This is a genomic window from Halomonas sp. IOP_31 (assembly GCF_021151495.1).
GTDB lineage: Bacteria > Pseudomonadota > Gammaproteobacteria > Pseudomonadales > Halomonadaceae > Modicisalibacter > Modicisalibacter zincidurans.
The window spans coordinates 38,192-49,701 of record NZ_JAIRBP010000004.1 but is presented as its reverse complement, the minus strand read 5'-3'; the positions used below and the strand labels follow the sequence as shown (position 1 = coordinate 49,701).

Here is an 11,510-nt window from a genome sequence, read left to right as displayed (position 1 = left end):
CGGTGCAACCTGAGCGGGCCGCGGGCGATTGCGCCAGCCTGGCGGGTTACAGCGACAGGAAGAACAGCGTCAGCGGCGGCGACAGCAGCGACAGGATGAACCCGCTGACCACGGCGGTCGGCACGCAGGCGACCCCGCCGTGCTGCTGGATCACCGGCAGCGTGAAATCCATCGACGTCGCCCCGCCGAAGCCGATGGCCAGCGGTGCCCAGCGCCGGATCACCAGCGGAATCAGCAGAAAGGCGATCAACTCGCGGGCCAGGTCGTTGAAGAACGCCACCCCGCCGAGCACCGGCCCCAGCCGATCGCCGACCAGAATCCCCGACAGCGAATACCAGCCGAAGCCCGAGGCCAGCGCCAGCCCCTCGCTCCAGCGCAGTTCCAGCAGCGGCGCGGCGAGCAGCCCGGCGGCCAGCGAGCTGACCGCGACCGTGACGGCGATCGCCAGGCCATGGCGGTTGAGCAGGATCTGCTTGAGCGGCATGCCGGAATTGCGCAGCTGACAGCCGATCAGCGCGAGCAACGCGTAGAGCACCCATTCGGCGAGTCGCTCGGCGAGCGCCGGTGCCGCCACCCAGCCCAGCCGGCCGAAGACGATGCCGACGACGATACCCAGCACCACCACTCCGGCCAGCATCAACGACCCGCGCATCGCGGCGAGCTTGCTGGTCGGCGCGCCCTCGACCACCGGCGAAGTGCCGGCGCGCAGCCGGCTGCGCCGCGACAGCACGTACAGCGCGAGCAGATTGATCGGCGCGATCACCGCCAGCAGCGTCGCCGCCTGACCGCCCATGCGACCGAGCTGGCCGGCCAGGTCGTCGAGCCCGGTCAGGCTGACGCCCATCAGCGCCAGGATCACGTAGATCGAGCCGTTGACGCCGTGATTGATCGCCGCCTGCAGCCCGGCATGGCGCACCGGCACCAGATAGCCGAGGATCAGCGGTAGCAGGATGATCAGCAGCCCAGAAACCATGCCTGTTCTTCCTTGTCGGTCGAAGGTGCGGGCGAACACCCGCGAAGCGAAGCTGGCTAGCTTATCAGAGCGGCCGGTCGGACAGCGGTGACAATCGCTGATGCCCCATCAGCGCGGCTGATGGTCCGCGATGGCAACGCTAACCAGGCTCAAACGGCTACGGCGCTCGCCATCGCGGCGGTAGCTCATGCCCAGCAACAGCCCCGGTACGTCGCGATGGAAGGTCAGCGTCAGGCGCCGTTCGGGCTTGTCCGGCGACCAGGCCTCGACGGTCACGGCGGGAAAGCGACCCGCCGGCGTGGCGCGACTGTCGAGGCCCAGCACCCGATAGTCGAGGGCCTTCCGCCCGCCTTTGTGGTCCAGATAGCCGATCGTGCAAGGCGTGGCGGCCTTGCCGCGGCACTCGGCAGCGGGCGCCCGGCGCGCCAGGCTGAACAGCGCCGTCTGGCGGTCGGGCAGCGTGGCGAGCTGGTCGGCGTCGAGGCGAAAGCGCTCGCCGAAGCCCATCAGGCTATAGCGGCTGGTATACAGCAGCGCCTCGGCGTCGCCGTCGACCATCCGGAAACGACTCGTCTCGCGAGCGCTGGCGATCGAGAGTTCGGCCTGCATGCGGCTCTGCCAGTGATCGCCCTGCCGGCTCAGGCGATGAGCGATGGTCATGTCCGGCCAGCCGTCGAGTGTCAGCCGGTAGCGGGCCTCGAAGGCGACCGGCGGCTGCGCCGCCCCGGCCGTGGCGGCCAACGGCGCCAGGATCAGCCAGGCCGCGCTCAGCAGAGCCTGCCACAGGGCGAGCGGTGGGCATCGACGATGGCGCATCGAGTCGGGCATGGCGGTGGCGACGCTCAGGGCCGGATGCGATAGCCGGTGCGAAAGATCCACGCCACGATGGCCAGGCAGACGCCCAGAAACAGCAGGATCATGCCCAGGCTGGCGGCGAGGCTGACGTCGTTGATGCCGAAGAAGCTCCAGCGAAAGCCGCTGACCAGGTAGACCACCGGGTTGGCCAGCGTCAGCGTCTGCCAGATGGCGGGCAGCATGTCGATGGAATAGAAGGTGCCGCCGAGGAAGGTCAGCGGCGTGATCACCAGCAGCGGCACCAGTTGCAGCTTCTCGAAGTTGTCCGCCCAGATGCCGATGATGAAACCCAGCAGGCTGAAGGTCATCGCGGTGAGTAGCAGAAACAGCAGCATCCATAGCGGATGGGCGATCTGCAGCGGTACGAACAGGCTGGCCGTGGCCAGGATCAGCAGCCCCAGGATGACCGACTTGGTGGCGGCGGCGCCAACGTAGCCGAGCACGATCTCGAAGTGCGAGATGGGCGCCGAGAGCAGCTCGTAGATGGTCCCCGAGAACTTGGGAAAGAAGATCGCGAACGAGGCGTTGGATACGCTCTGGGTGAGCAGCATCAGCATGATCAGCCCGGGCACGATGAACGCGCCGTAGCTGACACCCTGGATCTCGCTGATGCGCGAGCCGATCGCCCCGCCGAAGACCACGAAGTACAGCGAGGTCGAGAGTACCGGCGAGACGATGCTCTGCAGCAGCGTGCGCCGGGCGCGGGCCATCTCGAAGCGGTAGATGGCGCGGACCGCGGTGAGGTTCATTGGCGCTCCTTGACCAGGTTGACGAAGATATCTTCCAGCGAACTCTGCCGGGTATGCAGGTCCTTGATCTCGATGCCCGCCGCGCTGACCGCGTCGAGCAGGCCGGTGATGCCGGTCTGCTGCTGCTGGGAGTCGTAGCTGTAGACCAGCTCGAAGCCGTCGTCGGCGAGTTCCAGCGGATAGCCGGCGAGTGCGGGCGGAAGCGCCGCGAGCGGCTGCTGGAGCTGCAGAGTCATCTGCTTGCGCCCCAATTGGCGCATCAGCTCGCGCTTGTCGCGCACCAGGATGATCTCGCCTTTGTTGATCACGCCGATGCGATCGGCCATCTCCTCGGCTTCCTCGATGTAGTGGGTGGTGAGGATGATCGTCACGCCGGCCTCGCGCAGGCCTCGCACCACGTTCCACATGTCGCGGCGCAGTTCCACGTCGACCCCCGCGGTGGGCTCGTCGAGGAACAGGATCTGCGGCTCGTGGGACAGCGCCTTGGCGATCAGCACCCGGCGCTTCATGCCGCCCGACAGGGTGATCAGCTTGTTGTCGCGCTTGTCCCACAGCGCCAGGTCCTTGAGCACGCGCTCGACATGCGCCGGATCGGCGGGCTTGCCGAACAGCCCGCGGCTGAAGCTGACGGTGTTCCATACGCTTTCGAAGGCGTCCGAGGTCAGCTCCTGCGGCACCAGGCCGATGCGCTCGCGGGCCGCGCGGTAGTCGCGGACGATGTCGTGGCCGTCGGCCAGCACGGTGCCGCCGCTGGGGTTGACCAGCCCGCAGATGATGCTGATCAGGGTGGTCTTGCCGGCGCCGTTGGGGCCGAGCAGGGCGAAGATCTCGCCGCGGCGGATCTCCAGGTCGATCGGCTTGAGCGCCTGGTAGCCGGAGGCGTAGGTCTTGGTCAGGTTGCGAACGCTGACGATCGCCGGCGCGACGTCGCTCGGGGCGGTCGTCGCGCGGGAATGCTGCGTCGCGGTCAGGCTGTCGTTCATGGGATGTTCCGGGCGGCCTTGCTGGGTGTTTGCGGGGCAGACACCTTATCATATCGGCGACCCGCTTCGGGCCGCACGACGGTGCCTCAATAGCCGGCGCCGGGATCGATGGTCTCGACCTCCCCGCCGTTGTCGAGCGCGGTGATCAGCGCGGCGACCTGGTCGGCGGCGTCGCGCACCGGGGTCGGCGCGGCCATGTGCGGGGTGATGCGCACCCGCGGATGGCTCCATAGCGGGTTGTCGCGAGGCAGCGGTTCCTCGCTGAAGGCGTCGAGCAGCGCGCCGCGCAGCCGGCCTTCCTTGTCGCCGGGGCCGAGCGCGGCGAGCAGCGCGCCCTCGTCGATCAGCGTGCCGCGGCCGGGGTTGATCAGGCTGGCGCCATCGGCCATCAGCGCCAGCGTGCGGGCGTTGACGATGCCGCGGGTGCTGGCGGTATCCGGCAGCAGCGTGATCAACGTGCGCACCGTGCCGAGCAACTCGTCCAGGCCCGCGTCGCCATGATGGCAGGTGACGCCGTCGAGCGCTTTCGGCGAGCGGCTCCAGCCGTGCACCGGGAAGCCGTCCTCGGCCAGCGCCTGGGCGACATGCGCGCCGATGGCGCCCAGGCCGAGCACCCCGAGCGGCCAGTCGGCCTTGTCGACGAGCGGCGATTCGTGCCACACGGCATGCGTCTGTTGGGCGAAGTAACGATCGAAGTCGCGCTGAAAATACACCACGCCGAAGCGCACGTAATCGCTCATCAGCGGTGCCATGCCGGCATCGCGCAGCTTGACGATCGGCACGTCGCGGGGCAGGCCCGGATTGTTGAGCAGCGCATCGACGCCGGCGCCGAGATTGACGATGCCCTTGAGCCGGGTCTGGCTCTCGAGCAGTTCGGCGGGCGGCTTCCAGACCGCCAGGTAATCCGCCTGTTGGGGTTGGCCGTCGGCCTGCTCGCTGGTGATCACCTCGGCGTGGGGCAGGCGTTGGGCCAGCGCGTCGCGCCAGGTGGCGGCGTCGTCGATATGTACTAGTATGCGCATCGGCTCTCCTCTCCAAGCAGTCTGTGAGCGATTGTCGCGGCGAATCAGTAGACCATTGCCAGCATGGGTGGCGGCGCCTCGTTGAGCAAGCGGGCGACCAGTTCGAGGCCACGATCGAGGCGCTCGATATCGGGTTCGGCGCCGAGGCTCAGGCGCACGCGGCGCGGCGGCGGGGTTTGCTCGACCATGAACGGCTGCGAGGCGGTCAGCGCCAGGCCCTCCTGTTCGGCCTGTTGGCGCAGCTCCTCGGCACGCCATGCGGCGGGCAGCGTCACCCAGACGTGCAGGCTCGAGGGCCGTGCGGCGATCTCGTGGCCCTGCAGGCGGCGCGCGGCCAGGCGCTGGCGTTCGGCGAGCAGGCTGCGCTGCTGGGCGGCCAGCGCCTCGACGCTGCCGTCGGCCAACCAGCGGTCGGCGATCTCGAAGATCAGCGGCGTGGCCATCCAACTGGTCGCGCGCAGGCGCGGCAGGGCATGATGGAGCTGGCCGCGCGGCACCGTCAGATAGCCGGCGCGCAACCCCGGCACGGTGACCTTGGTCAGGCTGGTGACATGAAAGCTCTGCCCGGGCAGGCGGGCGGTGAGCGGGGCGAGGCCCGGTGCTTCGAGCAGCGCATGCACGTCGTCCTCGATCAGCCAGATGCCGTGGCGCTCGAGTATCGTGGCAACGGCGTCGCGGCGCGCCTCGCTCATGGTCGCGCCGGTGGGGTTGAGCTGGCTCGGGGTGAGGCACACGGCGCTTGGCTTGAAGCGGCGGCAGGCGGTATCCAGCGCCCCGGGGACGACGCCTTCGGCATCGACCGCCACGCCGCGCAGCTGAAAGCCCAGGGTCCGCGACAGCGCGATCAGGCCGTGATCGCTGAGCGCTTCGGTGAGCACCACGTCGCCGTGCTGGACCACCGTGGTGATCGCCACCATCAGGCCATGGGCGGCGCCGTTGCAGAGAATGCGCTCCTCGGTGTCGCCGGGTACCCCGAGCCGCTCGCGCAGCCACTGGCCGGCCCGCTCGCGCTGATACACCAGTCCGGCGATCGGTCGGCAGGCCGAAATCACTTCGGGCGAAGCCGATTCGGCGAGTTCGGCGAGCGTCTCGCGAAAGCGCAGATGGTGGGTCGGCGGGCATACCGGGTGGGCGATCGACAGGTCGATCAGCGCCGCTTCGGGGCGCGTTTCGCCGGTGCGCAGGTATTCCGTCTCGCGCTTGTCGTCGAGTGTGTTGATCCAGGTGCCGCTACCCACCCGGGCCTGGACCAGGCCCATCCTGTCGGCCTGGGCATAGGCCCGCGAGACCGTCTGCACGCTGACCCCCAGTGCCTCGGCGAGCTGGCGATGCGGCGGCAGGCGCGTGCCCGGGGTCAACTCGCCGTGGCGGATCGCCTCGGACAGCGCCCGGGCGATGGCCAGGTACTTGGGGCCGTGCGACGACAGGTACGGCGTCAGGTCAATTGTCATGATTCAATAAAGCCTTTGACGGCTGGCTCAGCCTTGGTGCTAGTATCGCCGTAGGACATTGGCAGGTAATTGTCATGTTTTCAACAAACTCAAGTCATGACAATTTCGGTGTCGGCTTGTTACCAAGCGTCCAGGCAAGCGGCTCGGCCTCCCGCATGGCGGCGAGGGCCGAATTTGGCGATTCGTGTTGGGACGAGGTCCATGATCCAGGTGACCCTGCCGTTCACGCGTGAGGAATATGCTCAGCGTCTGTGGAAAGTACGTAGCTCGATGGCCAGCCGGGGCATCGATGTCTTGATCATCAGCGATCCCTCCAACATGGCCTGGCTGACCGGCTATGACGGCTGGTCGTTCTATGTGCACCAATGCGTGCTGCTCGGCCTGGAGGGCGAGCCGGTGTGGTACGGCCGACGCCAGGACAGCAACGGCGCGCTGCGCACCTGCTGGCTGGATCCCGACAATATCACCTACTACCCGGATTACTACGTCCAGAATCCCGACATGCACCCCATGGAATACCTGGCCCAGTCGATCATGCCCGAGCGTGGCTGGGACCGCGGCGTGGTGGGCATGGAGATGGACAACTACTACTTCTCGGCGAAGGCCTATCAGAGCCTGCTCAAGGAATTGCCGCATGCGCGCTTTGCCGATGCCAACGCGCTGGTCAACTGGTGTCGGGCGATCAAGTCGCCGCAAGAGATCGAATACATGCGGGTTGCCGCGCGCATCGTCGAGAGCATGCATTCGCGGATTCTCGAGGTAATCGAGCCGGGCCTGGCCAAGAGCAAGCTGGTCTCGGAGATCTATCGCGTGGGCACCGAGGGCTGGACCGACGGTCAGGGCACGGTGTTCGGCGGCGACTACCCGGCGATCGTGCCGCTGTTGCCGACCGGCTCCGACGCCGCCGCGCCGCACCTGACCTGGGACGACACGCCGTTTCGCAAGGGCGAGGGCACCTTCTTCGAGATCGCCGGCTGCTACAAGCGCTACCATGCGCCACTGTCGCGCACGGTGTTCCTGGGCACGCCGCCCAAGGAGTTCGTGCGTGGCGAATCGGCGCTGCTCGAGGGCATCGAGAACGGCCTGGCGGTCGCCAGGCCCGGCAATCGCTGTGCCGACATCGCCATGGCGCTGGGCGCGGCGATGGACAAGTACGGCTTCGACCGCGGCGGTGCGCGCTGCGGCTACCCCATCGGCATCAGCTATCCGCCGGACTGGGGCGAGCGCACCATGTCCCTGCGTCCTTCCGACGAGACGATCCTCGAACCGGGCATGACCTTCCATTTCATGCCCGGCATGTGGATGGACGACTGGGGTCTCGAGATCACCGAGAGTATCCTGATAACCGAGAACGGCGCCGAGCCGCTGGCCGACTTTCCGCGCCAGCTATTCGTCAAGTAAGGCGCGCCAGCCGTTCGTCAAATGAAGGAGCCAACAGTCATGAGCCAACGCAGGCGGCCCAGCCCCATCTCCGCAACCGTCGACTTCGAGGCCGACGGCGTCCAGCACGGCTTTCTCAAGCTGCCGATCTCCACCGACGAATCGGCCTGGGGCGCAGTGATGATTCCGATCACCGTGGTCGGCAACGGCGAGGGCCCCAGCGCGCTGCTGACCGGCGGCAATCACGGCGACGAGTACGAGGGCATCACCGCGCTGCTCAAGCTCGCCAATTCGCTAAAGGCCGGCGACGTTCATGGCCGGGTGATCATCGTGCCGATGATGAACGTGCCCGCCGCCCAGGTCGGCCGGCGCACCTCGCCGATGGACGGCGGCAATCTCAATCGCAGCTTTCCCGGCGACCCCGACGGCAGCGTTACCGAGCAGATCGCCGATTACTTCACCCGCTACCTGGTGCCGCTGGTCGACGTGGTGCTCGACCTGCATTCCGGCGGGCGCACCCTCGACATCATCCCGTTCGGCGCCTCGCATCAGCTCGACGACAAGCAGCTCCAGCGCCAGGCCGTGGAGGGCGCCAAGGCGTTCGGCGCGCCCACCGCGATGCTGATGTTCGAGCTCGACGCCGCCAAGCTGTTCGACACCGCGGTGGAGAGCCAGGGCAAGGTGTTCGTCGCCACCGAACTCGGTGGCGGCGGCTCCACCAACCCCGAGCGCATGGCGATCGCCGAGCGCGGCATACGCAATTTCCTGATCCATTACGATCTGATCGACGGCGAGCTGGAGTTGCCCGAGAAGCCGCAGGTCTACGTCGACATGCCGGATGCCTCCTGCTATGTGCAGAGCGAGCATACCGGCCTGCTCGAACTGACTCTGGCGCTCAACGACACGGTTCGCGAGGGCGAGGTGATCGCGCGCATCTACGACATGACCCGCACCGGCGCCGCACCGGTCGAATACCATGCCAAGCGCAGCGGCGTGCTGGTGGCGCGGCGCTTCCCGTCGCTGGTCAACATGGGCGACACCATCGCGGTGATCGCCGAGGTGGTCGATTCCCTCGACGCCTGATTCAGCTCAACGTCCGTCGGCGCCGCCGGCGGCCTCGACAACGGACCCGCATGAAGCTCGACCGCTACGATCTCAAGATCCTGGAAATCCTCGCCACGGACGGGCGCATTACCAAATCGCGGCTGGCCGAGGCGATCAACCTGTCGGTCAGCCCGTGCTGGGAACGGGTGCGCCGGCTGGAAGCGGCCGGAGTCATCGAAGGCTACTCGGCACGCATCAACCCGCGGACGGTCGTCAAGCGCAACCCGGTATGGATGCAGATCGAGCTCAAGGCGCACAACGCCGAGAGTTTCCAGCGCTTCGAGAACGCCATGCGCGGCGAGCCCCTGGTCACCGAATGCGTGGCGGTGGGCGGCGGCGTCGACTACCTGGTCAAGGTCGAGGCGACTTCCATCGACGCCTACCAACGGCTGATCGATGACTGGCTGTCCTCGGAGCTGGGCATCGAGCGCTATTTCACCTACATCGTCACCAAGACCGTCAAGCATCAGGCGCCGCCGATAGCTCTCGACGCAGAGGACTCATGAGGCCATCCTGAGAGGGCGTTTACAAAATACCATGCTCTCTCGTTGACCGGGGCGTTCTGCATGCCTGCATCTCAACCGACTCACGCCAGCCCGCCCGCCGATGGCTACGACGATCAGCGAGCCCGGCCATTGCGCGATTTCGGCGATCCCGCCGAACAGCCGGTCACTCTGACGCTCAACGACACGGCCATGGTCACCTTGCTGGCGAGCCCCGAATCGCTCGAGCCGCTGGCGCTGGGCCATGCCTTCACCGCCGGCTGGATCGAGCGCGCCGCCCAGGTCGAGGCGATCGAGCTGTCGCACTTGCGCCACGGCCTGAGCGTGCGCCTGTCGGTGGCGCCGCGCATCGCCGAGCGCGCCGCACGCTTGCAGCGCGGCGGGCCCTCGGTATCCAGCTGCGGCGCCTGCGGGGTAGCCGAAGAGGCGCAGCTGATGTTCGGCCTGACCCGCTTGCCGGCGCATCCGCCGCTGGCGGCGGATGCGCTGCAACGGGGTCTCGAGGCGCTCAGCCAGGGCGGGCGCGCCGGGTTGCACACCGCGCTGGGTCTGGACGAAAACGGCGAGGTGATTTTCAGCGGCGTGGATATCGGCCGTCACAACGCGCTGGATCGGGTGATCGGCGCGGGGCTCGCGGCTCGCGCCATGCCCGCCGCGGTGCTGCTGTCCAGTCGCTGCAGCCTGGAACTGGTACAGAAGAGCGTGCGCGCGGGCATCGCCACGCTGGCGACCCTGGCGTTGCCCTCGGCGTTGGCGGTGGAAGTCGCTCGCGCCTGCGAACTCAACCTGATCTGCTGCCATCGCGGCCGCCGGCTGGAACTGCTCAGTGGCGGCGGCTGAGCCGGCATCGCACCGTCGCCGAAAAAAACCGCTTTGACGCCGCGCTTTGCAGAAAAAAACCGCCTTGGCGCTGCGGCGAACAGAAACACCCCTGGCGCCGAATCCTCTAGCCTGACAGGCAGACGGGTAGCGATACCCGGCCATGTCATTTGAGGTTCGTTTCAGGGAGGCTGACCATGAAACTCAGCGACCTGCGGTTATTCCGCCAGTACGCCTACATCGACGGCAAGTGGACCCACGGCGACGCGGGGCGCGAACAGGCCGTGATCAACCCGGCCACCGGTGAGACGCTGGGCCATATCCCGCTGCTCGAGGCGGAGCAGATCCGCGGCGCCGTCGACGCCGCCGACCGGGCCTTCGTGCATTGGCGCGGGCTGCGCGTCGATGAGCGCTGCGACCGGCTGCTCACTTGGTACGACTTGCTGCAGGCCCACCGCGAGGACCTGGCGACGCTGATGACTCTCGAGCAGGGCAAGCCGCTGCCCGACGCCCGCGGCGAGGTCGAGTACGGCGCCAGCTTCGTGCGCTGGTTCGCCGAGGAGAGCAAGCGCACCTTCGGCCAGACGATTCCCAGCCACATCCCCAACTCGACGCTGGGCACCCTCAAGGAGCCGGTCGGCGTCGCCGCGCTGATCACGCCGTGGAACTTTCCGCTGGCGATGATCACCCGCAAGGCCGGCGCGGCGCTGGCCGCCGGCTGCCCGGTGGTGGTCAAGCCGGCCGGCGAGACGCCGTTCACCGCGCTGGCGCTGGCCGAGCTCGCCGAGCGCGCGGGCATCCCCGCCGGGGTGTTCAACGTGGTGCTGGGCGATGCGCCGACGGTCTCCGAGGTGCTGTGCAAGGACACCCGGGTCATGGCGCTGTCGTTCACCGGCTCCACGCCGGTCGGGCGGCTGCTGCTCGAACAGTCGGCCAGCACCGTCAAGCGCGTGTCGCTGGAACTCGGCGGTAACGCGCCGTTCATCGTCGGCCCTGACGTCGACCCCAAGGAAGCCGCGCTGGCGGCGGTGGCGGCGAAGTTCCAGACCGCCGGGCAGGATTGCCTGGCCGCCAACCGCATCCTGGTCCACGAGGACATCCACGACGCCTTCGTCGCGCACTTCGCCGAACGCATGAAGGCGCTGACGGTGGGCAACGGGCTGGACAGCGAGGTCGATCTCGGCCCGCTGATCCACGAGCGGGCGGTGGAGAAAGCCACCGCGATCGTCGACGACGCGCTGTCCCGCGGCGCGACGCTGGTGCACGGCGATCAGTCCCAGGCGCCGGGGCGCAACTTCTTCATGCCCACGCTGCTCACCGGAGTGACCGCCGAGATGCAGGTCTGGCGCGAGGAGAACTTCTCGCCGGTGGCCGGCATCACCCGCTATCGCAGCGACGACGAGGTGATCGAGATGGCCAACGACACCGAGTACGGGCTGTCGGCGTATCTCTACACCTACGACGTGCGGCGCATCTGGAAGATCATGCGCGCGCTGAAGAACGGCATGGTCGCGGTCAACACCGTCAAGATGACCGGGCCGCCGATCCCGTTCGGCGGGGTCAAGCAGTCGGGCCTGGGCCGCGAGGGCGGCACCGCGGGGATCGAGGAGTTCCTCGAGACCAAGTACTACTGCATCGGTGGATTGGGAACACTATCCGGAAGCTGATTGA

General features: G+C 67.7%; 11 protein-coding genes. 5 read left to right on the top strand and 6 right to left on the bottom strand.

What is annotated here, in order from left to right:
* Positions 1-46: 46 nt before the first annotated feature.
* The 6 genes from K7I12_RS03745 to ehuR form a co-directional block, all read right to left on the bottom strand.
* A complete protein-coding gene (locus tag K7I12_RS03745; RefSeq protein ID WP_231663071.1) occupies positions 47-973 on the bottom strand; it encodes a lysine exporter LysO family protein in 927 nt (308 codons plus the stop codon).
* Positions 974-1,081: 108 nt separating this feature from the next.
* Positions 1,082-1,852, bottom strand: coding sequence for a hypothetical protein (locus tag K7I12_RS03740; RefSeq protein ID WP_231663070.1), 771 nt, complete (start codon positions 1,850-1,852; stop codon positions 1,082-1,084).
* A complete protein-coding gene (locus tag K7I12_RS03735) occupies positions 1,816-2,577 on the bottom strand; it encodes an ABC transporter permease (protein WP_031382669.1) in 762 nt (253 codons plus the stop codon). Before K7I12_RS03735 ends, K7I12_RS03740 begins: the two co-directional genes overlap by 37 nt.
* Positions 2,574-3,560: an ABC transporter ATP-binding protein gene (locus K7I12_RS03730; protein ID WP_084173290.1), complete on the bottom strand. Its 987-nt coding sequence runs from the start codon at positions 3,558-3,560 to the stop codon at positions 2,574-2,576. Before K7I12_RS03730 ends, K7I12_RS03735 begins: the two co-directional genes overlap by 4 nt.
* 86 nt (positions 3,561-3,646) lie before the next feature.
* Positions 3,647-4,582, bottom strand: a complete 936-nt coding sequence (locus tag K7I12_RS03725; RefSeq protein WP_031382671.1) for a 2-hydroxyacid dehydrogenase — start codon at positions 4,580-4,582, stop codon at positions 3,647-3,649.
* A gap of 44 nt (positions 4,583-4,626) precedes the next feature.
* Positions 4,627-6,033 carry a MocR-like ectoine utilization transcription factor EhuR gene (ehuR, locus tag K7I12_RS03720; RefSeq protein ID WP_031382672.1) on the bottom strand — a complete coding sequence of 469 codons (1,407 nt, stop codon included), beginning with the start codon at positions 6,031-6,033 and terminating at the stop codon, positions 4,627-4,629.
* Between the two features lie 201 nt (positions 6,034-6,234).
* On the opposite strand from ehuR, the gene doeA reads away from it, so the two are divergent.
* The 5 genes from doeA to K7I12_RS03695 all read left to right on the top strand — a co-directional run bounded on the left by doeA (position 6,235) and on the right by K7I12_RS03695 (position 11,506).
* Complete coding sequence (gene doeA / locus K7I12_RS03715) at positions 6,235-7,434, top strand: ectoine hydrolase DoeA (protein ID WP_231663069.1); 1,200 nt, start codon at positions 6,235-6,237, stop codon at positions 7,432-7,434.
* A 39-nt stretch (positions 7,435-7,473) separates the two neighbouring features.
* A complete protein-coding gene (gene doeB / locus K7I12_RS03710) occupies positions 7,474-8,496 on the top strand; it encodes a N(2)-acetyl-L-2,4-diaminobutanoate deacetylase DoeB (RefSeq protein WP_231663066.1) in 1,023 nt (340 codons plus the stop codon).
* Positions 8,497-8,546: 50 nt separating this feature from the next.
* Positions 8,547-9,023: an Lrp/AsnC family transcriptional regulator gene (locus tag K7I12_RS03705; RefSeq protein ID WP_031382675.1), complete on the top strand. Its 477-nt coding sequence runs from the start codon at positions 8,547-8,549 to the stop codon at positions 9,021-9,023.
* A 60-nt stretch (positions 9,024-9,083) separates the two neighbouring features.
* On the top strand, positions 9,084-9,860 hold the full coding sequence (locus tag K7I12_RS03700; RefSeq protein ID WP_231663063.1) for a formate dehydrogenase accessory sulfurtransferase FdhD: 777 nt from the start codon (positions 9,084-9,086) through the stop codon (positions 9,858-9,860).
* 176 nt (positions 9,861-10,036) lie between these two features.
* Positions 10,037-11,506, top strand: a complete 1,470-nt coding sequence (locus K7I12_RS03695) for an NAD-dependent succinate-semialdehyde dehydrogenase (RefSeq protein ID WP_231663062.1) — start codon at positions 10,037-10,039, stop codon at positions 11,504-11,506.
* The last annotated feature ends 4 nt before the right edge of the window (positions 11,507-11,510 follow it).

What these genes read in the sequence shown, in the direction of transcription:
- K7I12_RS03700 (WP_231663063.1), top strand. Translation starts at nt 9,084, where the DNA reads ATGCCTGCATCTCAACCGACTCACGCCAGCCCGCCCGCCGATGGCTAC.
- K7I12_RS03735 (WP_031382669.1), bottom strand. Translation starts at nt 2,577, where the DNA reads ATGAACCTCACCGCGGTCCGCGCCATCTACCGCTTCGAGATGGCCCGC.
- K7I12_RS03695 (WP_231663062.1), top strand. Translation starts at nt 10,037, where the DNA reads ATGAAACTCAGCGACCTGCGGTTATTCCGCCAGTACGCCTACATCGAC.
- K7I12_RS03745 (WP_231663071.1), bottom strand. Translation starts at nt 973, where the DNA reads ATGGTTTCTGGGCTGCTGATCATCCTGCTACCGCTGATCCTCGGCTAT.
- K7I12_RS03725 (WP_031382671.1), bottom strand. Translation starts at nt 4,582, where the DNA reads ATGCGCATACTAGTACATATCGACGACGCCGCCACCTGGCGCGACGCG.
- K7I12_RS03730 (WP_084173290.1), bottom strand. Translation starts at nt 3,560, where the DNA reads ATGAACGACAGCCTGACCGCGACGCAGCATTCCCGCGCGACGACCGCC.
- K7I12_RS03705 (WP_031382675.1), top strand. Translation starts at nt 8,547, where the DNA reads ATGAAGCTCGACCGCTACGATCTCAAGATCCTGGAAATCCTCGCCACG.
- doeA (WP_231663069.1), top strand. Translation starts at nt 6,235, where the DNA reads ATGATCCAGGTGACCCTGCCGTTCACGCGTGAGGAATATGCTCAGCGT.
- doeB (WP_231663066.1), top strand. Translation starts at nt 7,474, where the DNA reads ATGAGCCAACGCAGGCGGCCCAGCCCCATCTCCGCAACCGTCGACTTC.
- ehuR (WP_031382672.1), bottom strand. Translation starts at nt 6,033, where the DNA reads ATGACAATTGACCTGACGCCGTACCTGTCGTCGCACGGCCCCAAGTAC.